This window comes from Pseudomonas sp. TMW22089 (assembly GCF_022496645.1).
In the GTDB taxonomy this organism is placed as follows: domain Bacteria; phylum Pseudomonadota; class Gammaproteobacteria; order Pseudomonadales; family Pseudomonadaceae; genus Aquipseudomonas; species Aquipseudomonas paraversuta.
On the sequence record NZ_SCFG01000005.1, the window covers coordinates 212,583 to 234,775 of the forward strand.

The window sequence follows — 22,193 nt, forward strand, 5'->3', positions numbered from 1 at the left end:
AGCAGCATGAGTGAGCCGGTAGACGTCAGTAACCTGTTGGCGCAAATTCCCAAAGCCGACAAAGGCCTGCCTCCGGTTCATCTATGGGATACGGCATTCTGCGCTGATATCGACATGCGTATCGCCCGTGACGGCACCTGGTACTACATGGGCACGCCGATTGGCCGCAAGCCCATGGTCAAACTGTTCTCGACCATCATTCGCCGCGACGGCGATGATTATTTCCTGATCACCCCGGTGGAAAAGGTCGGGATCAAGGTCGATGACGCGCCGTTTGTGGCGGTCACGCTTGAGGTTCAAGGGCAGGGCGAGCAGCAGGTACTGCGCTTTACCACCAATGTTGAAGAACAGATCACCGCCGGCAGCGAACATCCGCTGCGCATCGTGATTGACCCCGACACCCAGGAACCCGCGCCCTACCTGCTGGTGCGGCGCAACCTTGAAGCGCTGATCCACCGCAATGTGTTCTACCAACTGATCGAGCTGGCGGTTGCCCGGCCCATCGACGGCCAGAGCTGGCTGGGGGTCTGGAGCAGCGGCGTGTTCTTCCCTATAGGCCCCGAGCCGGTCTGAATCCCTGCGCCACACCTGTAACAACCTGTGGGAGCCGGCTTGCCGGCGATTGCCTGTGCGCGGTGAACCAGACCTGCGCACTGTTGCATCGCCGGCAAGCCGGCTCCCACAAGGACTTTACGGATACATTGTCATCCCTATATATGGGAGCGCAACTTATATATTGAGATTTGGCCGCCCCAAGGTTTATAGTCGCCTGCACTGATTCACAGCATTCACTGCTAAAAACAAAACAGGTGAAGCGATGCAGGCGCAATTGATCGCCCTCGATTGGGGGACAACTTCCCTTCGTGCGTATTTACTCGGATCCACCGGCCAGGTGCTGAAAGTGCGCACCCTGGCCTGCGGCATCATGCAGTTGCCCGGCACTGCCCGGCTGGTCGCAGGCCAGTGGTGCGCTGACGGCTTTGAGCTGGCGTTCGACGATGCCTGCGGCGACTGGCTGGATGCCAACCCGGGAGTGCCGGTGATTGCCTGTGGCATGGTCGGCAGTGCCCAGGGCTGGTGCGAAGCGCCTTACCGGGAAACCCCGGCCAGCCTCAATGCCCTGGGCACGGCCTTGCAGAGAGTACGCAGCGTGCGCGGTGTCGACCTGCATATCGTGCCGGGTGTCATCCAGCGTTCAGCCTTGCCCAATGTGATGCGCGGCGAAGAAACCCAGGTGCTGGGGGTATTGCAAAGTTTCCCGCAACTCAACGACTGCTTGATCGGCTTGCCCGGCAGCCACTCCAAATGGGTGCAGGTGCAGGACGGCAATCTTGTGCACTTCGATACCTTCATGACCGGCGAGCTTTACGCCGCCGTCTGTGAACACACAATTCTGGGGCGCACCCAACAGCGCTCCGAGCAGTTTGATCCAGCAGCCTTTGATCGCGGCGTACAGGTGGCCTTGTCACCCGACGGCAGGCTCGGGCCGCTGTCGACCCTGTTCAGCGCCCGTACTCTGGGGCTGACCGGGCAGTTGAGCCCCACCCAGCAACCCGACTATGTGTCCGGCCTGTTGATTGGCCACGAGCTGTCAGCGTTGGGCGGCGCAGTACGTGAGCGCCGAGGCGCAGCGCCGATGCCCGCGATCATCCTGATTGGCAATTCCCGACTCTGTGAACGCTACCAGCGGGCCCTGGCCGCCTGCGGGTTCGCGGATGTGCGCCTGGCTGAACAGGCCACCGAGCAAGGTTTATGGCACCTGGCCCAAGCCGCCGGGTTACTCCGTCACACGCAACTGGAGGGCTGAGATGCTCAAGCAAGCACTGGCAAAAAACGGACTGATCGCCATTCTTCGTGGGCTGCGTCCACAAGAGGCGCAGGCCATCGGCAAGGTGCTGTATGACGCGGGTTTTCGTACCCTCGAAGTGCCACTTAATTCCCCCGAGCCGTACGAAAGTATCCGCATTTTGCGCAGTACCCTGCCTGCCGACTGCCTGGTCGGTGCCGGCACGGTGCTGACCCCGGCCCAGGTCGAGCTGGTCAAGGCGGCGGGCGGGCAGGTGATTGTGATGCCCCACAGTGACCCGCAAGTGTTGCGTGCGGCCAAGGCGGCCGGTCTGTACCTGTCACCGGGAGTTGCGACACCGACCGAAGCCTTTGCTGCACTGGCCGAAGGTGCCGATGTACTGAAAATGTTCCCGGCCGAGCAAATGGGCCCGGCCGTGGTCAAGGCCTGGCTGGCGGTGTTGCCTGCAGGAACTTTGCTGATCCCGGTCGGCGGGATTACCCCGGACAACATGCAGGTATTCCTTGATGCCGGGGTGTCCGGTTTCGGGCTGGGTTCGGGGCTGTTCAAGCCCGGCATGAGTGCCGAGGACGTGGCGGTTACCGCCAAAGCTTATGTGCAGGCCTGGAATGCCCGGCGCAAGGCTGACTGAAAGGCGCTTGCGCCCCATCGAACAAGAGAGACAAGACGATGAAAATTACCAAACTGACTACCTATCTGGTCCCGCCGCGCTGGCTGTTCCTGAAAATCGAGACCGACGAAGGCGTCACCGGCTGGGGCGAGCCCGTAGTCGAAGGCCGGGCCCACACCGTGGCGACTGCGGTGGATGAGTTGTCGGATTACCTGATCGGCAAAGACCCGCGCAATATCGAAGACATCTGGACCGTGCTCTATCGCGGCGGTTTTTACCGTGGCGGCGCGGTGCACATGAGCGCACTGGCCGGTATCGACCAGGCGCTGTGGGACATCAAGGGCAAGGCGCTGGGGGTGTCGGTCAGCGACCTGCTGGGCGGCCAGGTGCGGGACAAGATCCGTGTGTATTCGTGGATCGGCGGCGACCGTCCGGCCGACACGGCCAGGGCCGCCAAAGAAGCGGTCAGCCGCGGCTTTACGGCGATAAAGATGAACGGTACCGAAGAGCTGCAGTTTGTCGACAGCTTTGAAAAGGTCGATCTGGCGCTGGCCAACGTGGCCGCGGTGCGGGATGCCGTGGGCCCTAACGTGGGGATCGGCGTGGACTTCCATGGCCGGGTGCACAAGCCCATGGCCAAGGTGCTGATGAAGGAACTGGACCCGTACAAGCTGATGTTTATCGAAGAGCCGGTGCTCAGCGAAAATTACGAGGCCCTCAAAGAGCTGGCGCCGTTGACCAGCACCCCGATTGCCCTGGGCGAGCGGCTGTTCTCGCGCTGGGACTTCAAGCGCGTGCTCAGTGAAGGCTATGTCGACATCATTCAGCCCGATGCTTCCCACGCCGGCGGTATTACCGAAACCCGCAAAATCGCCAACATGGCGGAAGCCTACGATGTAGCGCTGGCCTTGCACTGCCCGCTGGGGCCGATTGCGCTGGCCGCGTGCCTGCAGCTGGATGCGGTTTGCTACAACGCGTTTATCCAGGAGCAAAGCCTGGGCATCCACTACAACGAAAGCAACGACCTGCTGGATTACGTCAAGGATCCGGCGGTGTTCGACTACGACAAAGGCTTCGTCAAAATCCCCAATGGGCCGGGCCTGGGTATCGAGATCAACGAAGAATACGTGCGCGAGCGCGCGCTGGTTGGCCACCGCTGGCGCAACCCGATCTGGCGCCATGCCGATGGCAGCTTTGCCGAGTGGTAAGTCCCTGATCTGATGCAATACCTGTGGGAGCTGGCAAGCCAGCTCCCACAGGGGTGTCGGACCCTGTATTTGAAACGACCTCAATAACCATAAAAAAGAGGCATGCCCATGTCATCTTCAAGCACTGTCGCGCCTGCGTCTTTGGTGACGCCGAGCCGCAAGCGTTTTTTCATCATGGTCCTGCTGTTCATTACCGTGGTGATCAACTATCTGGACCGCAGCAACCTGTCGATTGCCGCGCCGGCACTGACCACCGATCTGGGGCTGGATCCGGTACATGTCGGGCTGATTTTTTCGGCCTTCGGCTGGACCTATGCGGCCATGCAAATCCCCGGTGGCTGGCTGGTAGACCGGGTGCCGCCGCGCATCCTGTACAGCGTGGCGCTGCTGCTGTGGTCGGTGGCCACGGTGATGCTCGGTTTCGCTGCCAGTTTTATCGCACTGTTTGTATTGCGCATGGCGGTGGGCGCCCTGGAAGCGCCGGCGTATCCGATCAACAGCCGGGTGGTGACCACCTGGTTCCCCGAGCGCGAGCGCGCCACGGCCATCGGTTTCTACACCTCGGGGCAGTTTGTCGGGCTGGCGTTCCTGACTCCGGTACTGGCCTGGCTGCAGCATCAGTGGGGTTGGCACATGGTGTTTGTCAGCACCGGTGTGGTGGGGATTATCTGGGCCGTGATCTGGTACGCGGTGTACCGCGAGCCGCGGGATTTCAAGGGTGTCAATCAGGCTGAGATCGAGCTGATCAGTGAGGGTGGCGGGCTGGTGGATATCCAGAGCCAGACCGCCAAGCGCAAGGCACCGTTCAGTTGGCTGGACCTGGGCATCGTGCTCAGCAAGCGCAAGCTGTGGGGGATTTATCTGGGGCAGTTTTGCCTGAACTCGACGCTGTGGTTTTTCCTGACCTGGTTTCCCACTTACCTGGTGAAATATCGCGGCATGGACTTTATCAAGTCCGGCTTGCTGGCTTCCTTGCCGTTTCTGGCAGCGTTTGTGGGCGTGCTGTGTTCAGGGTTCTTCTCCGACTGGCTGATTCGTCGCGGCTACTCCGTGGGCTTTGCCCGCAAGCTGCCGATCATTGGCGGGCTGTTGATTTCAACGTCAATCATCGGCGCCAACTTTGTCGACTCGACGCCGCTGGTGATTGCGTTTCTGGCGCTGGCGTTTTTCGGTAACGGCCTGGCATCGATTACCTGGTCGCTGGTTTCGACCCTGGCCCCGGCCCGCCTGCTGGGACTGACCGGCGGGGTGTTCAATTTCATCGGCAACCTGTCGGCCATCACCACCCCGATCGTGATCGGTTTTCTGGCCACCGGCGACTCGTTTGCCCCGGCCATCACCTACATTTCGGTGCTGGCGTTGCTGGGTGCGCTGTCCTACATCCTGCTGGTAGGCAAAGTCGAGCGGATCGAACTGTAGGGGCGGGGCCACAGGCAAACCTCAACAGACCCTAGCCGTCAGACAACCGGGCGACCATAATGCCGCCCGGTTCTTCTCCTTAAAGCAAAGGCTGGCTATGCAGGACGACTCCCCGAAAGTTGCACCCACCGGCACGCAAACCCTACTTCGCGGTCTGGCGGTGGTACACGCCGTGGCCAATGGTGCGCGCGACCTCAAAGACATCGCCCGGGCGATAGGCACGACGCGCAGCACGACCCATCGCCTGGCCAGTTGCCTGGTGGACGAGCGTTACCTGCGGGTGTTGCCGCAAGTGGGTTATCTGCTCGGGCCCAAGTTGATCGAACTGGGGTTTCAGGCCCGGGAAGAGGTGCCGCTGGTGACGCTGGCCGGGCCGTACCTGGATGAGTTGTCGTTGCTGACCGGCGATACCATCCATTTGGCGGTGCGCGAAGGCGACGAGGTGCTGTACCTGCATAAAAATCCGGGGCGCAATGGCCCGGAGATGCGCTCGCGGGTAGGGCACCGCATGCCGCTGGCACGTACCGGGATCGGCAAGGCGATGTTGCTGGATGCGCCGTTGGGAGAGTGGCGACGCCTGTACGAAGCCAGCCATCCTGCCGATGGCAAAAACCCGTTGTGGCCGGAACATCAGGAAGTGTCGTGGGAACAGTTTGAACAGCGCATGCGCAGTTATGTGGCGGGGGGCTATGCGTTTGACCTGGAAGACAACGAGCCTTCGATCCGTTGTGTAGCTGCACCGATACGCGATGCCAGCCGCAAAATCGTGGCTGCCATCAGTATCGCCAGCACCGTGCCGTATATGTCACTGGAGAAAATGACCGGCTTGATCCCGGTCGTTACCCAGGCCGCGCAGCAGATATCGGCGGAGCTCGGGGCTGTCGGCTGACCCGATCCCCACTGCAGCAACCGGCTTGCCAGCGATGGCAAGCCGGTTTTCTACAGACAGAAGGTGAGTCTTAAGCCTTCAGGGTTTTCATGTCGATCACGAAACGGTATTTCACGTCGCCTTTAACCACGCGTTCAAAGGCTTCGTTGATGTTTTTGATATCGAGCATTTCGATGTCGCAGGTGATGCCGTGTTCGGCACTGAAATCGAGCATTTCCTGGGTTTCAGCAATGCCGCCGATCAGGGAGCCGGCCAGTACGCGGCGCTTGAACACCAGGTTGAACGCATTCAGGGCTGGCTCAACAGGTTCGATCAGACCGACCAGAATGTGTACCCCGTCAAAGCGCAGGGTTTCCAGGTACGGGTTCAGATCGTGTGGCACCGGAATGGTGTCCAGCAGGAAGTCGAAGCTGTCAGCCGCCGCTTTCATCTGCTGCGGGTCGGTGGACACGATCACGTGGTCGGCACCTTGACGGTAGGCCTCTGCAGCCTTGGCTTCAGAACGGGTGAACAGGGTGACTTCGGCGCCCATGGCTTTGGCGAACTTGATGCCCATGTGGCCCAGGCCGCCCATGCCCAGAATGCCGACTTTATCGCCAGCTTCGACACCGTAGTGCTGCAGCGGCGAATAGGTGGTGATACCGGCGCACAACAGTGGGGCCGCGCTGGCCAGGTCGAGTTTTTCCGGGATGCGCACCACGAAGTGTTCGCTGACCACGATGCTGTCGGAGTAGCCGCCCATGGTGTTGCTGCCATCCACCCGATCGGGGGTGCAGTAGGTCATGGTCGCGCCTTCAAGGCAGTATTGTTCCAGGTCTTCTTTGCACGCGGAACACTCGCGGCACGAATCAACCATGCAGCCCACGCCGACCAGATCGCCGACCTTGTGTTTGGTGACCTTGTCGCCGACAGCCGTAACTTTGCCGACAATTTCATGGCCCGGCATTACCGGGTAAACAGCAAAGCCCCAGTCGTTGCGTGCCTGGTGAATGTCGGAGTGACAAACACCGCAATACAGGATTTCGATGGCCACATCATCCGGCCGCGGATCGCGGCGGGTGAACTTCATGGGGGTCAGGGGAGCGGTAGGTGTCTGTGTGGCATAACCGATGGCGTTGTACATGGGGAACCTCGAAAAGCGTTAACGGTGAACAGGGGGCAATTTTGCGCTTACAAATCTTGCAGGACTATGACGATTCCTCCGTCTGTCATGCCTATTCCTCCGGCGACGCGGATGAACTGTCGCTTTAATGACCAGTTCTGCGAAGATGCGGCTGTCTATTCCTCTTGTGAACTTATTTCATGTTTCTGACTCGTCACCGCGATGAGAACGCCGTGCTGGTATCGCTTATCAAGCCTCTGGCGACCCGGCTGGGTTTTGTCCATACCTTGATGCCTGAGGTGAGGGTGGTCTCGGCGTGTAATACCGTGGCCCGGATGCCGCAGATCTATGAGCCTAGTCTAATGGTGATCGCCCAAGGCAGTAAGTTGGCCTATCTGGGGCAACGCACCCTGGAGTACGGTGCCGGCCACTACCTGGTACAGGCGCTGTCGGTGCCTTTCGAGTGTGAAACCTTCGCCTCCGAGGACATGCCATTGCTGGGGGTGGCGATCAGTATTGATCGTGCGGTATTGGGCGAACTGGTGCTGGCCATGGGCCTGGACCCTGAGCGCAGTTCGGTGGCGCAGACTCCGGAGTCCATGACCTCGGCAGTGCTGGATGAGGAAATGCGCCAGGCTGTGGAGCGCTTGTTGCGGTGTCTGCATGACCCGCTTGAGTGCCGGATCATGGGTCGTGCGCGATTGCGCGAGGTGCTGTTTGCCGCCTTGCGCGGTCCCCAGGCCGGAGTGTTGCGGGCGCTGGTCGAGCAACAGGGGCAATTCGCCCGGGTGGCCGCCTCGCTGAGTCACTTGCACGAGCACTTTGCCGAACCGTTGAATGTCGAGACGCTGGCCCGCTGCGCCAATATGAGCGCGTCCACCTTTCATGAGCATTTCAAGCGCAGTACCTTGCTGTCGCCGGTGCAGTACCTCAAACGCCTGCGCCTGTTGCGGGCCCAGCAGTTGCTGCTGAGCGAAGGGCTGGGAGTGGCACAGGTAGCAGAGAGGGTTGGCTATCAAAGCACCTCGCAGTTCAGTCGCGAGTACAAACGCTACTTCGAGCGCAGCCCGGGGCATGAAGGCGCGGGCTGCTGACGCGCAACTGCACATTCCTCTGTAGGAGCGAGCTTGCTCGCGAGCTCTTCCACGCCTTCAAAGCTCGCGAGACAAGCTGTTGTGTCGGTTTTGATTTGTATGGTGCTGCAGGTGGTCGAGCGGGCACGAAGATGTGGGGAGCTAAAGCGCATCTGCACATTCCTCTGTAGGAGCGAGCTTGTCTCGCGAGCTCTTCCACGCCTTCAAAGCTCGCGAGACAAGCTCGCTCCTACAGGGGTTGTGTCGATTTTGATTTGTGTGGTGCTGCAGGTGGTCGAGCGGGCATGAAGATGCGGGGAGCTAAAGCGCATCTGCACATTCCTCTGTAGGAGCGAGCTTGTCTCGCGAGCTCTTCAGCGCCTTCAAAGCTCGCGAGACAAGCTCGCTCCTACAGGGGGGGGGGGCGATTTTGATTTGTGTGGTTTTGCAGGTGGTCGAGCGGGCATGAAGATGTGGGGAGCTAGCACATTCCTCTGTAGGAGCGAGCTTGCTCGCGAGCTCTTCCACGCCTTCAAAGCTCGCGAGACAAGCTCGCTCCTACAGGGGGGGGAGTCGGTTTTGATTTGTATGGTGTTGCAGGTGGTCGAGCGGGCATGAAGATGGGGGGAGCTAAAGCGCATCTGCACATTCCTCTGTAGGAGCGAGCTTGCTCGCGAGCTCTTCGGCGCCCTCAAAGCTCGCTCCTGCAGGGTTTTTGCTGTTTATCGCCCACTAAAAAGGCTCCCGGGGGAGCCTTTTTAGTGGGCGATAAACGACTTACATGTTCGGGTAAGTCGGGCCGCCGCCACCTTCCGGGGTGACCCAGGTGATGTTCTGCGACGGGTCTTTGATGTCGCAGGTTTTACAGTGCACACAGTTTTGCGCGTTGATCTGAAAACGCTTCTCGCCGCTTTCCTGAGTGATCACTTCATACACCCCGGCCGGGCAGTAACGCTGGGCAGGCTCGTCGTAGAGCGGCAGGTTGACGTTGATCGGAATGCTCGCATCGCGCAACTTGAGGTGGCACGGCTGCTCTTCCTCATGGTTGGTGCTGGAGATAAACACCGAGCTGAGTTTGTCGAAGCTGAGTTTGCCGTCCGGTTTCGGGTATGCGATCTGCTTGCAGTCTTTGGCCAGCTTCAGGCAGGCATAGTCCGGCTTGGTGTCGTGCAGGGTAAACGGCAGTTTGCCGCCGAAGATGTTCTGGTCGAGCCAGTTGAAACCACCCCCCACAATAGGGCCGAACTTGTGCAGTGCCGGGCCAAAGTTACGGCTGGCGAACAGTTCGTCGAACAACCAGCTGGCTTTGAAGGCTTCAACATAAGTGTTGAGTGCATCACCGCCCTCGGAGCCACCGAGCAGGGAGTCAGCCACCGCCTCGGCTGCGAGCATGCCGGACTTCATTGCGGTGTGGCTGCCCTTGATCTTGGAGAAGTTCAGGGTGCCCAGATCGCAACCAATCAGTGCGCCACCGTCAAAGACCATTTTTGGCAGCGAGTTCAGGCCGCCCTTGCAGATGGCGCGGGCGCCGTAGCTGATGCGCTTGCCGCCTTCCAGATACTGCTTGAGTACCGGGTGATGCTTGAGGCGCTGGAACTCATCGAACGGCGACAGGAAGGTGTTGCTGTAGGACAGGTCTACGATCAGACCCACCACTACCTGGTTGTTTTCCAGGTGGTACAGGAACGAACCCCCGGTGTTTTCGCTGCTGATGATGTCCAGCGGCCAGCCGGCAGTGTGAACCACCAGGCCTGGCTGGTGCTTGGCCGGGTCGATTTCCCAGATTTCCTTGAGGCCGATGCCGTAGTGCTGGGTATCGGCTTCGCTGTCGAGCTTGTAGCGCTCGATCAGTTGCTTGCCCAGGTGGCCGCGGCAGCCTTCCGCGAATAGGGTGTACTTGCCGCGCAGTTCCATGCCGGGGGTGTACAGGCCTTCTTTCGGGTTGCCTTCACGGTCAACACCCAGGTCACCGGTGATAATCCCGCGAACTACGTTGTTCTCATCGAACAGGACTTCCTGGGCAGCGAAGCCCGGGTAGATTTCCACACCCAGGTTCTCGGCTTGTTGTGCCATCCAGCGGCACAGGTTGCCCAGGGAAATAATGTAGTTGCCTTCGTTGTGCATGGTTTTAGGCACAAACAGGTCAGGCACCTTGGTTGCGGTGCTGTCACTGCGCAGTACATAAATATCGTCGCGGGTGACCGCGGTGTTGAGAGGAGCACCCAGTTCTTTCCAGTCCGGGAACAATTCGTTCAGGGCACGGGGTTCGAACACTGCACCGGACAGAATGTGAGCACCGACTTCGGAGCCTTTTTCAACCACGCAGACGCTTATTTCTTTACCGGCTTCGGCGGCCTTCTGCTTTAAACGGCAGGCGGCGGACAAACCGGCAGGGCCGGCGCCGACGATGACCACGTCGAATTCCATGTATTCGCGTTCCACAGGTTCTCTCCTACTCAAGGCTCAACGGTATTTTTCTAATTGGAGGTTTGGCACTTCATCCATTATTCCCTGCGCCGCGTGCGGAAGAAGCAATGGATGACGCGCCGCTCTCTCTAGGGGCGGCATTATATCTACACCACTAGCAGGGTCCAATACAAACGTTTGTTTGAATCTGCTGCAGGCCAGACAAATCAAAGAAGCACGGCTCAAAAGTGGCGGATTTGCTGTATTGACCGCAAAAGGCGTTCCGGTCAAGATACGGTCGGTTTTGCGCTCGCCGTAGGCTGATTATTGGTTTCAAGAGCACCTCTAAAGACAGGGCCAGGCACGAGCCTGTAGGAGCCTGCCATTTTTTGAGCGGAGTTTACACGTCCTTTTGGTGGATGACTTGCTAGTCACCCCGCAGAGACGCTCGCAAGGGAAGAATTTGGCGCTCGTCATTCTTTCTATAAGAAGGGCACAGCAACGATCTTTGGAGGTGCCCCAGGGTCTGTTGACGCTTCGTTGTGAACTATCGTCGTGGCCACAACGAAGCTTCAGCAGAACCTATGCGATGAGCATCAACCGCCAGGTTCGCCTAGGCGACTTTCTTTTCACCGGAGAGTAACGAGGAATCCATGAAGGTTCTTGTAGCTGTCAAACGAGTGGTCGATTACAACGTCAAGGTTCGCGTCAAAGCGGACAACTCCGGCGTTGACCTCGCCAACGTCAAGATGTCGATGAACCCCTTCTGCGAAATCGCTGTGGAAGAAGCCGTACGCCTGAAAGAGAAAGGTGTTGCGACTGAAATCGTCGTCGTCTCCATCGGCCCGACCACGGCTCAGGAACAGCTGCGTACCGCGCTGGCTCTGGGTGCCGATCGCGCCATCCTCGTCGAATCTGCCGAAGACCTGACCTCGCTGGCCGTGGCCAAGTTGCTCAAGGCCGTGGTCGACAAGGAACAGCCGCAACTGGTGATCCTGGGCAAACAGGCCATCGACAGCGACAACAACCAGACCGGCCAGATGCTGGCTGCGTTGACCGGCTACGGTCAGGGCACCTTCGCTTCCAAAGTTGAAGTGGCGGGCGACAAGGTTGCCGTTACCCGTGAAGTTGACGGCGGCGCGCAAACTGTTTCGCTGAGCTTGCCGGCCATCGTCACCACCGACCTGCGTTTGAACGAGCCGCGTTATGCGTCCCTGCCAAACATCATGAAGGCCAAGAAGAAGCCGCTTGAAGTGCTGACGCCAGAGGCGTTGGGCGTTTCGACCGCTTCGACCAACAAGACCCTGAAAGTTGAAGCGCCGGCGGCACGCAGCGCCGGCATCAAGGTCAAGTCGGTGGCTGAACTGGTCGAGAAACTGAAAAACGAAGCGAAGGTAATCTAATCATGACTATCTTGGTAATCGCAGAACATGATGGCAAGGCGCTGGCTCCGGCCACGCTGAACACCGTAGCCGCTGCCGCAAAAATCGGTGGCGAGATCAACGTTCTGGTTGCAGGCCAGGGCATTGGTGCTGTGGCTGAAGCTGCTGCGCAAATTGCCGGTGTGGCTAAAGTGCTGGTGGCTGACAACGCGGCTTACGCCCATCAGTTGCCGGAAAACGTTGCTCCGCTGGTAGCCGAGCTGGGCAAGGGCTACAGCCACATCCTGGCTGCCGCTACTTCCAACGGTAAAAACATCCTGCCGCGTGTTGCTGCGCAGCTGGACGTTGACCAGATCTCCGAGATCATCTCGGTTGTAAGCGCTGATACCTTCACCCGTCCGATCTATGCCGGTAACGCCATTGCCACCGTGCAGTCCACTGCGCCAGTCAAGGTGATCACCGTGCGTGCCACCGGTTTCGACCCGGTTGCGGCCCAGGGTGGTTCGGCAGCCGTTGAAGCGGTTGCAGCAGTGCACGATGCAGGCATTTCGTCGTTCGTTGGTGAAGAGCTTGCCAAGTCGGATCGTCCGGAACTGACAGCTGCCAAAATCGTCGTTTCCGGCGGTCGTGGCATGCAGAACGGCGACAACTTCAAACTGCTGTACACCCTGGCTGACAAGCTGGGCGCTGCAGTGGGCGCTTCCCGCGCGGCAGTTGACGCAGGTTTCGTACCGAACGACATGCAGGTCGGCCAGACCGGCAAAATCGTTGCGCCACAGCTGTACATCGCGGTCGGTATCTCCGGCGCGATCCAGCATCTGGCCGGTATGAAAGACTCCAAAGTGATCGTTGCGATCAACAAGGACGAAGAAGCGCCGATCTTCCAGGTGGCCGATTACGGTCTGGTTGCGGACTTGTTCGAAGCAGTACCTGAGCTGGAGAAGCTGGTTTAATCCAGTTGCTTCACTTATAAAGAGCCCGGTCACGCGGGCTGCGGGGAAGGGCCAAGCACGCTGTGTTTGCCTGTTCTTTGCAGTCCGTGTGATCGGGTTTTTTTATGCGTCAGAATTGAGTGCGTGGAGTGCAGGGTTATGGATGTGCGTCAGATCCGCAGGTTGTTGCTCGGGTTGGTATTGTTGCCCCTGCTGTCTGAGGCCGCGGGCAAGTGTGAACGCCTGATCGTGACCGGCAGCCCGGATGCGCCGCCTTATCTGTGGCGTGATCCTGGCAACCCGGCGCACTTGATCGGTGCCAGTGCCGACCTGATGGTGCAAGCGGGCCAGGAGCTGGGGATCAAGGTTGAAGTGCTGTATGGCGGCAAGCGTTCCCAGGCTCAGGACGAAGTCAAAACCGGGCGTATGGACATGCTGCTGGATGCGCCGCTGACAGTGGCCGGGCTCTCTTCACTCGACTACATCCACCCGCCACTGATGCGTAACGATTATTTGGTCTGGACCCGTAAAGATTCGGCGCTGGCCTACGAAACACCGGCAGACCTGAGCGGACATGCAGGGGCCATTTCGGAAAAAGCCCGTACCACAGAGGCCTTTGATACATTTGCCCTGCACCAGTTAACCCTCAAGCCCGAGCCCGGACTGACGGCGGCTTTCCAGAAGCTGCTGCTCGGGCAGGTCGAGTATGTGCTGGCCGGTCGCTATGCCGGTATGGCTACGGCTCAAACCCTGGGCATTGCCGATGACGTGATGGCGCACCCACAGCCGATCGATCAGCCGGGACTGTTTTTGGCGATATCCCATGACTCTGCCTGCAATGACCCATGGTTGCGCGGACAGCTCGCCAAAAAGATGACAGAATTGCCCGCCTCCGGCCTGGCCGAGGCTGCACTGCAACGCAATCTGGAGCGGTGGAAAGCCCAGCTGCAACAACCGCTTAGCGCCCCAAAACAGTAGGAATTCTTAGTGACATTGCGACCTTTTTTCGTCGCCCTGGCCGTTACGGCTTTGGCGGGTTGTGCAGCCGATCCGGTGCCGAATGAACAATTGCGTCTGACCGAGCAAGCCCTTGAACAAGCCAGGGCAGTGGGGGTCAGCGCCGACGATACAGCTGAACTCAAACAGGCCGAAAGCAAGTTGGCTCAGGCCCGGGCAGACATGCTCGATGGGTCCTACAAAGATGCGCGCATGCAGGCAGAACAGGCCGAGCTTGATGCGCGATTGGCCGAAGCCCGCGTTCTGACGCAAAAAAGCCAGGAGCAGTTGAACGTGCTCAACACCCGTATCGCGCGTTTACGCAAGCAACTGGCGGAGGCCCAATGAGTCTCAAGTCCGCAGTTTTCAGTGGTGTGTTGTTGTCGGGTAGCATGGCTCTGGCCGGTTGCGCCGGGCATCACAACAGTGATCAGGCCCTGCAACAGGCCGCCAGCGATTTTCAGACAGTCAAAGAAGACAGCAACGTGCTGCGCATTGCACCCAAAGATGTGATTCGCGCCGGCGAGTCCCTGGCGCGGGCGGATCGTTTGTCTTCTTACTGGGGCAGTGGTGACGATGTGGAGCATTACGCCTACCTGAGCCAGCGTTACAGTGAAATCGCCCGCGAGCATACCCAGCAAGTACTCAACGAAGAGCGGGCTGCCAAGCTGGAACTGGAACGCCAGCGTCTGCAACTGGCACTGCGTGAGGCCAAGCTGTTGAGTGTCCAGCAGCAGGGGCAGTGGCTGGAAGAACAGATCATCAGCCTGGCCACGACTCAGACTGACCGGGGGTTGGTGATGACCCTGGGCGACGTGTTGTTCGATACCGGCGAAGCCGACCTGAAAAATTCGGCGAACCGTACAGTGCTCAAACTGGTGCAGTTTCTGCAACTGAACCCCAAGCGCGTCGTACGTATCGAGGGCTACACCGACAGCACGGGCGGCCGGGACGACAATCTCAAATTGTCCCTGGCACGGGCGCAGGCGGTGGCGGATGTATTGATCGACCTGGGGATCGACGACAAACGTATCCAGGTGGAAGGCTACGGCGATCAGTATCCGGTGGACGTGAACGCCACCGAACGTGGTCGTGCACAAAATCGTCGGGTTGAAATCGTCTTCTCTGACGAAAAAGGTCAACTTGGCGCTGCCCGCTAATTCCCCGCATACCCGATAGCCGTTGCCGCAGGCTGCGACGGCCTGCGTGGCAGCCCCGATCCTGAGGGGCCTGCGGGCCCTGTCGCAGTCCACTGCAGTGGCGAGCAATGCGCTCGCACCTCCTTTCCCTTCGCCAACCTGTACCCATACAGTTAAGCCTTTAGCCCACTGTACTGCTGAGGTGGGTGACAACTGTGCCCGTACACTTCTAAACTGTTTCGGTTATTGCTCTCAAGAACATGCTCTTCATAAAAATAATGCCTGAACATCGAGTGCTGCGACATGACCAACCTTTTGCTCTATCAACGTATCGCTCAGCAGTTGGCTGAAGATATTCGGCGCGGCGTGTATCAGCCGGGCGAACGAGTACCTTCGGTGCGCAAGATGAGTTCGCAGCTCAATGTCAGTCACGCGACGGTGTTGCAGGCTTATGCCAACCTTGAAGATCAGGGCTTGATCAGGGCGCGTCCGCAATCCGGCTATTACGTACACCAGACTCCCGCCTTGACGGCGCCTACCCCCGATATAGCCCGGGTCGAACGTCCGGGGCTGGTGACGCGCAGCAGCATCATTCAGCAAGTGCTGGTCGAATCACGTCGCGAAGGGGTGTTTCCACTGGGGGCCGCGGTACCGAGTGTCGACTACTTGCCGGTGCGGGCATTGCATCAGCAACTGGCCAAGGTCACGCGTTTCCACAGCCCTCGGGCGTTCAGCTACATGTTCAGTCCGGGCTTTGAGCCGCTGCGCCGCCAGGTCGCGATCCGCATGCGCGACGCCGGGGTGGTGGTTGACCCCTCGGAGGTGATCATCACCCACGGTTGTGTCGATGCCCTGCAAATGTCGCTGCGCACGCTGACCCGCCCGGGGGACCTGATTGCGGCCGAGTCACCGACCTATTACGGCTTGCTGCAGCTTGCCGATCTTCTGGGTCTGAAGGTCATCGAAATACCCAGCGATCCGGCCACCGGCATGAGCCTCGAAGCTCTGCAGCTGGCGGCCAATCAATGGTCGATCAAGGCTCTGGTCCTGACCACGCGCCTGAGCAACCCGCTGGGTGGCACCATGCCCGAAGAGCGGCAGAAGCAGTTGCTGCGCCTGGCCTCGGATTTTGATATTCAGATTGTTGAAGATGATATTTATGGCGAACTGATGTTTGAAGTCGGTCGCACCAAAGCCTTGAAGGCCTACGACCGTCTGGATCGGGTGATTTACTGCTCCAGTTTCTCTAAAACCCTGTCGCCGGGTGTGAGAATCGGCTGGATGATCGCCGGCAAATATCAACAGGAAATCCAGCGCCTGCAAACCTTCACCACTCATTCGGCGTGCAGTGTCACGCAGATGGGGGTAGCGGCCTATCTTGAAAACGGCGGTTACGATCGCCATTTGCGGTTTATCCGCCAGGAATACCGTAAGAACCTCAGCGCGTTCCAGCTGGCCGTTCAGCAGCACTTTCCGGAAGGAACACAAATGTCGCGCCCCAGTGGCGGCTTCATTTTGTGGGTCAGCTTGCCGGGCCGGGTCAATACCCAGGAGCTGCATGTCCGGGCGTTGCAACAGGGCATCAGTATTGCCCCGGGGCTGATATTCAGTAATACCGAGCAGTTCAATCACTGTATACGTCTGAACTGCGCCATACCCTGGAACCGCGAGGCCGAGCGGGCGCTGATGACCCTGGGCATGCTTGCCAGCCAGCTTTGCCTGGAAACGGCAAGCCTCTACTGAGGAGCTGAGCGACGGCGGATACAACCATTGGGATACTTTGGACTTGTCACTCTGGTGCTAAAGCGCCAGCATATGCGCCTAAACCGTTAAAGCTGTGGAGTTATGAAAGCGACATTCTGTGTGGGGCTTATATTGATGGGTGTGCTGACGGCGTTCAATGCTGGCGCTGCTACAGCCGTTCAGTCGCAGCCAGAAACAGTCACTGCCAAGTCGCACACTGCCAGTTCCAGGGAAAAACCTGTGGCTGCCAGGCAAGCACCGGCAAAGAAACGCGCGCCCATCGCGAGCAAATCCAGCTCTGCCCACGAGATTGCGAAAAAGCCTCTGCCCTCTGCCAAACTTGACTTGAGCTTGCCTCCCGAGATGGTCCGCCAGCTGCGGCCTCTGGGTACCATTGCAATGCCTGCGCACAAGCCGCTGCTGCCGAACATGTTTGGCGAAAAGCCGGAACAGGAAAGCCCTTTTCAATTGAACGGGCGCTTGCTCAGCAATGAAATGGGTCTGCAATTGCGCAACGAAGCGCGGCAGAGCGAGATTGAGGGCGCGGCGCTGGATTTTGAATTCAAACAATAAGTGCCTGCAGCTCAACCTTCCATTCCATTGCGGCCGGCTTGCAAACTGACTGCCCGGTCACAGCCATTTCTGCTGAACGGTCAATTTCAAACGCCCGTTCCAGCGAGTAATATCCCTTGTCATCAACACACTTTGCCCCGAATCAGGAGCTACTGTCATGAACTGCCGTGAAGGCTGTGGCGCTTGCTGCATCGCCCCCTCCATCAGTACTCCGCTGCCCGGCATGCCCCATGGCAAACCTGCGGGGGAACGCTGTCTGCATCTTTCTGTCGACTACTTGTGCGGTTTGTTCGGCCAGCCCGAACGTCCGGCCGTATGTGGCGCTTTTCAGGCCGACATCGAGGTGTGTGGCAGCAATCGGGAAGAAGCGATCAAGCTGATAGGTTGGTGGGAGCGCATGACAGCGGCTTAGTGTGTTTTTGTTCAGTGAACAGACCTTCAACAATAAGGAATAAGACAATGGGTTCGTTGCATAGAGTGGCATTGGCATGCGGTTTGACTGTTTTGCTGGCGGGCGTGGCCCAGGCAGAAGACTGGAAGGTGGCGAAAAATGAAGACGGGATCAAGGTCTCGCTGAGTGAAGTTCCCGGGTCTCAATACAAGGCCTACCAAGGGGTAACCACCATCAAGGCGCCACTTGCCAAAATCAGTGCTTTGCAAGAAGACGTGGCCAGTGCCTGTGCCTGGATTCACGAGTGCAAAACGCAAAAGCTGCTCAAGCATGAGGGCGATCAGAGCTGGACCTATACCCAGTTCAATACCCCCTGGCCCGTGACCCCCCGTGACTCGGTACTGCTGGTGACCACGAATGTGGCAGCGGATGGCACCTTGACCCGCACCCTGAAGGGTTTGCCGAAGTACATTCCTGAAGAAAAGGGCTTTGTTCGGGTCGCTCAGGTCGACGGTTTCTGGAAATTGGTACCCAAAGGCGACAATCTGACAGAAGTCACCTATCAGGTGCACACCGAGCCGGGCGGCAGCGTGCCTTCATGGCTGGCCAACAAGTTTGTGGTCGATGCCCCGTTCAATACCCTCAAGGCGCTGCGTGAGCGTGCAGAGAAGTAATCAGCACTCTGATATCTGTTTGGCCCGGCATCTGGACAGCGCATCTGTCCAGCTGCCGGGCCAGGTCACGCAAGTCTTTGGCAGACAAAAAAAATCTCCGATTTCACGGCTTCCCTCTTGGCAGTCATTGCGCGCTGGGGCTACTCTGCATCCAGACCAGCGAAGTAATCGACTGGCTCTGATCTTGTTCGCTACATGCTTAACACTCTCTGTCATGGCCAACCTGTTGCCGGTCAGGGAGCGCTGAATGTCTATCCATTGCGAGGAGGACGTTTCATGAGCACAGCCCATCAAGAAGACCTCAGCAGCTATGTGCTGCGCCGCATGAAAGAAGGCGGTTTTGATTTTTCCCGCATCCATCCCATCGAGTTCTACGCCATTTTCCCGGACGAGGAGCGGGCGCGCAGAGCGGCAGGCAAATTTTGTGGTGAATCCCTGAATGCCCAGATCAACGTGCGGGATGACGGTGCCTGGCATCTGGAATTGAGCAAAGTGATGTACGCCACCTATGGTGGCATTGGTGATTTTGAGCAGGACTTCGAAGCAGTGGTTGTCCCCCTGGGCGGGATCATTGAAGGCTGGGGCGTCAAGCAGGAGGTGCGTGGCCTGCTCAATTGAATCAAGTTGAAAGAGTCAACGGCTGGCCTCAGGGCTGGCCGTTCTGGTTTTTGCAGACTGTATATTCCCGCTCAGGCCTGGCCATTCACCTTGCGCGTAGCCATATGCTGCAAATAGCGGATCAACATGTCCAGCTCACTGTCGGGTAACACACTGGCCGAGAAGCCGTGCATGCGTGCCTGTGGCCAGTGCCGCAGGCTTTGCGGGTCGCGGATATAGCGCTTGAGAAAGTCTGCTGCGAAGTACTCGGTGGGGTTGTACGGAATGTTCAGGTCGGGGCCGAATTGGGCATCGCCCGCACCATTTAGACGATGGCACGCCAGGCAGTTTTTTTGAAACAGTGCAAACCCCTGATTGATCGGAGAGTCCGTGGGCAGTGCCGGGTCTGGCAGCAGGGCCGCAAAGCGTTCGGCAACCGGCGGTTGGCGTTTGAAACTGGCCACTTGAAAAGGCCATTGTTCGGGGCTGATATGGCTGGCCTGAGGGTCGGTCCATACCAGATAGAACGGTCCCGCACTCGGTTTGTCCTTACCCAGCGGTGGCCAGGGCTGAGCCGGATCTTCAATTGCCAGCCAGGCTCTGGCGCCGCTGCGGCTTAGCAGCGGTCCGGCGGCCAGCTCCGCAGCAAACCCGTCCAGAGCGATCGCTTGCAGGTGGTCATCAGGCTTGATGCCCTGGAGCGGGGTGGCCAGGGGAATAGCGCGGTAGGTCATGTTGCGTCTGTATGCAACATCATCAGTGATATGCAGGGTTTGCGTCGCCGGATGCTGCAACAGCTCGGCGGTTTGCCAGCTGCGGCTGGCGTTGCCCAGGTCGAGTGTGAGTTGGGCCGCGCCAGCCGGCAGGCTGAGTAAGTAAACCAGGAAGAGAGTCAGTAATTTCAATGGGGATGCTGTTCTGTTGTGATCGATGGCCTGGGTGCCACTGGCCCGAACTGAAGGCGATACCTTAGCCGATTACCCTGGTGAGATTGGGTAAAATCAAGAGTAAGGTCGTGGCAAAGAGAATAAGTCCGGCCTGACGTACTTTCGTATATTTAAACATGGCGGTCTGCCTTTTTTTGTTATTCCTGAGCGGCAATGTTGAAAGACCACGGCGCAAGTGCTGAACAAGGCGCCGTATCCCTCGACTGAGTTAACCTTAGAGTCCACATAACATATGGCTTAGAACCCTTTCACATCATCCAAGTGCATTAGGTTTCTAAAACGCTATTAAGCTTGCCGTACCCTCTCTGTCAGCCCATGGCTAGACGCAATGGCCCCTTGAGGCCCACTAATTATTAGTGCCCTACCGTTCGTCAGGGAGGTTGTCGGTGGCCCTATCGCTGCGCAGATTCGGCTCCGGTTTGCAGGGCGGCAGCTTTCCGGTAGTTAGTCAGCGTTCAGGGCTTGCCTTGAAATACCCTTTCAAGGCAGGCTCTATCGAGTTGCCATCACCTCTATTGCCTTTATCGTGCCAGGTACTTTTATGTCGCTACGCATCTGCATTCTGGAAACCGACATTCTGCGTCCAGAGTTTGTTGATCAATATCAAGGCTATGGGCAGATGTTCAAACACCTGTTCTCGCAACAGCCCATTGCTGCGCAATTCAGTATTTTTAACGTGATGAATGGCCAATATCCGTCTGACGATCAAAGCTTTGATGCCTATCTGGTTACCGGCAGCAAGGCGGATTCATTCGGCACCGATCCCTGGATCCAGACACTGAAAAGCTATTTGCTGAGCCGTTATGAGCGTGGCGATAAATTGCTCGGCGTCTGTTTCGGTCACCAGCTGCTGGCGTTGCTGCTGGGCGGCAAGAGTGAGCGGGCCACCCAGGGCTGGGGAGTTGGCACCCATCAGTACAAGCTGGCGGCCAAAGCACCGTGGATGAGCCCGGTTGTCGAAGACCTCACATTGCTGATCAGCCATCAGGATCAGGTCACGGCCTTGCCGGAGAACGCCACGGTAATCGCCTCCAGCGATTTTTGCCCGTTTGCCGCCTATCACATCAACGATCAGGTGTTGTGCTTTCAGGGGCATCCCGAGTTCATACATGACTACTCGCGGGCATTGCTCAACTTGCGCCAGGAGAGCCTGGGCGAGCAGATCTACAGCAGCGGAATCAGCAGCCTGGAACAAGAGCATCATGGCCGAACGGTTGCCGAGTGGATGATGCGATTTGTTTCGCACAACTCTCAGACCCAGGTGTGAAGACTTGCAGGGGCGAGCCTCTCTCGCTCCTGCAGTTCAGCTCGTCTTACAGCCAGCCAGAACGCTTGAAGCTCGTCCACAGCCCTGCAACGCCCAGGGTGATAAACCCCAACACGCCGAAATAACCGTAGTGCCAGCTCAGCTCCGGCATGTTCTGGAAGTTCATCCCGTAGATACCTGCCACTGCTGTCGGGAACGCCAGAATGGCTGCCCAGGCGGCAAATTTGCGCTGCACGATACTTTGCCGTGAAGACTCCAGCAGTACGACAATTTCAATGGTTTGTGTGGCGATGTCGTGCAGGGTGGTCAGGTCCTCCATTTGCCGGGTAACGTGGATCTGCACATCGCGAAAGTACGGACGCATGTTCTTGTCGATAAACGGAAAGGTCAGGCGCTGTAACTCTTCACTGATTTCGACCATGGGCGCCACATAGCGGCGTAAGCGCAGAACATCGCGGCGCAGTGCATGCAAATGCAGGATATCGGCTTCGTTGAGTGCATTGCCCAGGATGTTGCGTTCGAGCTGATCGATTTCAGCGTGAATGGCTTCACTGACGGGCTGATAGCTTTCAGTAACGAAATCGAGCAAGGCATACAACACAAAATCTTCGCCATGATCCAGCAGCAGCGGGCGGGCCTCACAGCGCTGGCGTACCGCCCGATAAGACGCGGAGTGACCATTGCGGCAGGTAATGATGTAGCCATTGCCGGCAAAGATATGGGTTTCGACGAAGTCCAGTTTGCCTTCATGGCGAATCGGCGAGTAGATGACGATGAACAGCGCATCGCCAAAGGTCTCCAGCTTGGGCCGACTGTGTTGTTCCAGGGCGTCTTCAATGGCCAGTTCATGTAGATGAAACTGGCGCTGCAAGTTACTCAGCTCTTGCGCGTCCGGTTGCTCAAGGCCGATCCAGACGAAGTGACCGGGCTTTTCAGCCCAGCCGCTGCCTTCGTCCAGAGTGATGTCGGTGACTTTTTTGCCTGCGCTGTAAACCGCGGCAGCAACAACTCTCCCCATAGTTCTTATCGCTTCTTCTT

22 protein-coding genes are annotated in these 22,193 nt (G+C 58.3%); 18 read left to right on the forward strand and 4 right to left on the reverse strand.

The annotated features are described in order from the left end of the window. Positions 1-6: 6 nt before the first annotated feature. From EQV90_RS07680 to EQV90_RS07705, 6 genes are all read left to right on the forward strand, one after another. Positions 7-573, forward strand: coding sequence for a DUF1285 domain-containing protein (locus EQV90_RS07680; RefSeq protein ID WP_240877957.1), 567 nt, complete (start codon positions 7-9; stop codon positions 571-573). A gap of 244 nt (positions 574-817) precedes the next feature. Beyond that, a complete protein-coding gene (locus EQV90_RS07685) occupies positions 818-1,807 on the forward strand; it encodes a 2-dehydro-3-deoxygalactonokinase (protein WP_160626962.1) in 990 nt (329 codons plus the stop codon). Between the two features lies 1 nt (position 1,808). Then, entirely contained in the window at positions 1,809-2,438 is a 630-nt protein-coding gene (locus tag EQV90_RS07690) for a 2-dehydro-3-deoxy-6-phosphogalactonate aldolase (RefSeq protein WP_003442445.1), read from the forward strand. A gap of 38 nt (positions 2,439-2,476) precedes the next feature. Then, complete coding sequence (gene dgoD / locus EQV90_RS07695; protein WP_003442443.1) at positions 2,477-3,625, forward strand: galactonate dehydratase; 1,149 nt, start codon at positions 2,477-2,479, stop codon at positions 3,623-3,625. A gap of 108 nt (positions 3,626-3,733) precedes the next feature. Continuing rightward, complete coding sequence (locus EQV90_RS07700) at positions 3,734-5,044, forward strand: MFS transporter (RefSeq protein ID WP_003442438.1); 1,311 nt, start codon at positions 3,734-3,736, stop codon at positions 5,042-5,044. 97 nt (positions 5,045-5,141) lie between these two features. Then, entirely contained in the window at positions 5,142-5,933 is a 792-nt protein-coding gene (locus tag EQV90_RS07705; protein ID WP_003442435.1) for an IclR family transcriptional regulator, read from the forward strand. A 70-nt stretch (positions 5,934-6,003) separates the two neighbouring features. Here the strand turns inward: EQV90_RS07705 and calA are convergent, their stop codons facing one another. Next, the gene (calA, locus tag EQV90_RS07710; protein ID WP_003442432.1) at positions 6,004-7,056 is read right to left on the reverse strand and encodes a vanillin reductase; all 1,053 of its coding nucleotides are present in this window, start codon (positions 7,054-7,056) and stop codon (positions 6,004-6,006) included. A 179-nt stretch (positions 7,057-7,235) separates the two neighbouring features. Here calA and EQV90_RS07715 point away from each other — a divergent pair, with 179 nt between their 5' ends. Then, a complete protein-coding gene (locus EQV90_RS07715) occupies positions 7,236-8,129 on the forward strand; it encodes an AraC family transcriptional regulator (RefSeq protein WP_003442430.1) in 894 nt (297 codons plus the stop codon). A gap of 756 nt (positions 8,130-8,885) precedes the next feature. Here the strand turns inward: EQV90_RS07715 and EQV90_RS07720 are convergent. Next, positions 8,886-10,550 (reverse strand): electron transfer flavoprotein-ubiquinone oxidoreductase, encoded by a 1,665-nt coding sequence (locus tag EQV90_RS07720; RefSeq protein WP_003442427.1) that lies wholly within the window; start codon positions 10,548-10,550, stop codon positions 8,886-8,888. Positions 10,551-11,167: 617 nt separating this feature from the next. Here EQV90_RS07720 and EQV90_RS07725 point away from each other — a divergent pair. From EQV90_RS07725 to EQV90_RS07770, 10 genes are all read left to right on the forward strand, one after another. Continuing rightward, complete coding sequence (locus tag EQV90_RS07725; protein ID WP_060781735.1) at positions 11,168-11,917, forward strand: electron transfer flavoprotein subunit beta/FixA family protein; 750 nt, start codon at positions 11,168-11,170, stop codon at positions 11,915-11,917. 2 nt (positions 11,918-11,919) lie between these two features. Beyond that, positions 11,920-12,849, forward strand: coding sequence for an FAD-binding protein (locus tag EQV90_RS07730; protein ID WP_003446494.1), 930 nt, complete (start codon positions 11,920-11,922; stop codon positions 12,847-12,849). 138 nt (positions 12,850-12,987) lie between these two features. Continuing rightward, the gene (locus EQV90_RS07735; RefSeq protein WP_003446496.1) at positions 12,988-13,806 is read left to right on the forward strand and encodes a transporter substrate-binding domain-containing protein; all 819 of its coding nucleotides are present in this window, start codon (positions 12,988-12,990) and stop codon (positions 13,804-13,806) included. Between the two features lie 9 nt (positions 13,807-13,815). Next, complete coding sequence (locus EQV90_RS07740) at positions 13,816-14,172, forward strand: DUF4398 domain-containing protein (RefSeq protein WP_003446498.1); 357 nt, start codon at positions 13,816-13,818, stop codon at positions 14,170-14,172. Next, positions 14,169-14,984, forward strand: a complete 816-nt coding sequence (locus EQV90_RS07745) for an OmpA family protein (RefSeq protein ID WP_003446500.1) — start codon at positions 14,169-14,171, stop codon at positions 14,982-14,984. The genes EQV90_RS07740 and EQV90_RS07745 overlap by 4 nt, the downstream gene beginning before the upstream one ends. Positions 14,985-15,266: 282 nt before the next feature. After that, positions 15,267-16,706: a PLP-dependent aminotransferase family protein gene (locus EQV90_RS07750; protein ID WP_003446502.1), complete on the forward strand. Its 1,440-nt coding sequence runs from the start codon at positions 15,267-15,269 to the stop codon at positions 16,704-16,706. 102 nt (positions 16,707-16,808) lie between these two features. Beyond that, positions 16,809-17,279 carry a translation initiation factor 2 gene (locus EQV90_RS07755; protein ID WP_272481838.1) on the forward strand — a complete coding sequence of 157 codons (471 nt, stop codon included), beginning with the start codon at positions 16,809-16,811 and terminating at the stop codon, positions 17,277-17,279. A 157-nt stretch (positions 17,280-17,436) separates the two neighbouring features. Next, a complete protein-coding gene (locus EQV90_RS07760) occupies positions 17,437-17,691 on the forward strand; it encodes a YkgJ family cysteine cluster protein (RefSeq protein WP_003446506.1) in 255 nt (84 codons plus the stop codon). Positions 17,692-17,738: 47 nt separating this feature from the next. Continuing rightward, positions 17,739-18,344 (forward strand): START domain-containing protein, encoded by a 606-nt coding sequence (locus EQV90_RS07765; RefSeq protein WP_003446508.1) that lies wholly within the window; start codon positions 17,739-17,741, stop codon positions 18,342-18,344. 276 nt (positions 18,345-18,620) lie between these two features. Next, positions 18,621-18,962, forward strand: a complete 342-nt coding sequence (locus tag EQV90_RS07770; RefSeq protein ID WP_003446510.1) for a ribonuclease E inhibitor RraB — start codon at positions 18,621-18,623, stop codon at positions 18,960-18,962. Positions 18,963-19,033: 71 nt separating this feature from the next. Here EQV90_RS07770 and EQV90_RS07775 read toward each other — a convergent pair whose 3' ends face one another. Then, entirely contained in the window at positions 19,034-19,846 is an 813-nt protein-coding gene (locus tag EQV90_RS07775) for a cytochrome c (protein WP_240877958.1), read from the reverse strand. A gap of 583 nt (positions 19,847-20,429) precedes the next feature. Here EQV90_RS07775 and EQV90_RS07780 point away from each other — a divergent pair. Then, positions 20,430-21,155 carry an amidotransferase gene (locus EQV90_RS07780; RefSeq protein WP_003446514.1) on the forward strand — a complete coding sequence of 242 codons (726 nt, stop codon included), beginning with the start codon at positions 20,430-20,432 and terminating at the stop codon, positions 21,153-21,155. A 46-nt stretch (positions 21,156-21,201) separates the two neighbouring features. Here the strand turns inward: EQV90_RS07780 and EQV90_RS07785 are convergent, their stop codons facing one another. After that, the gene (locus tag EQV90_RS07785; RefSeq protein ID WP_003446522.1) at positions 21,202-22,173 is read right to left on the reverse strand and encodes a magnesium and cobalt transport protein CorA; all 972 of its coding nucleotides are present in this window, start codon (positions 22,171-22,173) and stop codon (positions 21,202-21,204) included. Between the last annotated feature and the right edge of the window lie 20 nt (positions 22,174-22,193).

What these genes read in the sequence shown, in the direction of transcription:
- EQV90_RS07680 (WP_240877957.1), top strand. Translation starts at nt 7, where the DNA reads ATGAGTGAGCCGGTAGACGTCAGTAACCTGTTGGCGCAAATTCCCAAA.
- EQV90_RS07685 (WP_160626962.1), top strand. Translation starts at nt 818, where the DNA reads ATGCAGGCGCAATTGATCGCCCTCGATTGGGGGACAACTTCCCTTCGT.
- EQV90_RS07690 (WP_003442445.1), top strand. Translation starts at nt 1,809, where the DNA reads ATGCTCAAGCAAGCACTGGCAAAAAACGGACTGATCGCCATTCTTCGT.
- dgoD (WP_003442443.1), top strand. Translation starts at nt 2,477, where the DNA reads ATGAAAATTACCAAACTGACTACCTATCTGGTCCCGCCGCGCTGGCTG.
- EQV90_RS07700 (WP_003442438.1), top strand. Translation starts at nt 3,734, where the DNA reads ATGTCATCTTCAAGCACTGTCGCGCCTGCGTCTTTGGTGACGCCGAGC.
- EQV90_RS07705 (WP_003442435.1), top strand. Translation starts at nt 5,142, where the DNA reads ATGCAGGACGACTCCCCGAAAGTTGCACCCACCGGCACGCAAACCCTA.
- calA (WP_003442432.1), bottom strand. Translation starts at nt 7,056, where the DNA reads ATGTACAACGCCATCGGTTATGCCACACAGACACCTACCGCTCCCCTG.
- EQV90_RS07715 (WP_003442430.1), top strand. Translation starts at nt 7,236, where the DNA reads ATGTTTCTGACTCGTCACCGCGATGAGAACGCCGTGCTGGTATCGCTT.
- EQV90_RS07725 (WP_060781735.1), top strand. Translation starts at nt 11,168, where the DNA reads ATGAAGGTTCTTGTAGCTGTCAAACGAGTGGTCGATTACAACGTCAAG.
- EQV90_RS07730 (WP_003446494.1), top strand. Translation starts at nt 11,920, where the DNA reads ATGACTATCTTGGTAATCGCAGAACATGATGGCAAGGCGCTGGCTCCG.
- EQV90_RS07735 (WP_003446496.1), top strand. Translation starts at nt 12,988, where the DNA reads ATGGATGTGCGTCAGATCCGCAGGTTGTTGCTCGGGTTGGTATTGTTG.
- EQV90_RS07745 (WP_003446500.1), top strand. Translation starts at nt 14,169, where the DNA reads ATGAGTCTCAAGTCCGCAGTTTTCAGTGGTGTGTTGTTGTCGGGTAGC.
- EQV90_RS07750 (WP_003446502.1), top strand. Translation starts at nt 15,267, where the DNA reads ATGACCAACCTTTTGCTCTATCAACGTATCGCTCAGCAGTTGGCTGAA.
- EQV90_RS07755 (WP_272481838.1), top strand. Translation starts at nt 16,809, where the DNA reads ATGAAAGCGACATTCTGTGTGGGGCTTATATTGATGGGTGTGCTGACG.
- EQV90_RS07760 (WP_003446506.1), top strand. Translation starts at nt 17,437, where the DNA reads ATGAACTGCCGTGAAGGCTGTGGCGCTTGCTGCATCGCCCCCTCCATC.
- EQV90_RS07765 (WP_003446508.1), top strand. Translation starts at nt 17,739, where the DNA reads ATGGGTTCGTTGCATAGAGTGGCATTGGCATGCGGTTTGACTGTTTTG.
- EQV90_RS07770 (WP_003446510.1), top strand. Translation starts at nt 18,621, where the DNA reads ATGAGCACAGCCCATCAAGAAGACCTCAGCAGCTATGTGCTGCGCCGC.
- EQV90_RS07780 (WP_003446514.1), top strand. Translation starts at nt 20,430, where the DNA reads ATGTCGCTACGCATCTGCATTCTGGAAACCGACATTCTGCGTCCAGAG.
- EQV90_RS07785 (WP_003446522.1), bottom strand. Translation starts at nt 22,173, where the DNA reads ATGGGGAGAGTTGTTGCTGCCGCGGTTTACAGCGCAGGCAAAAAAGTC.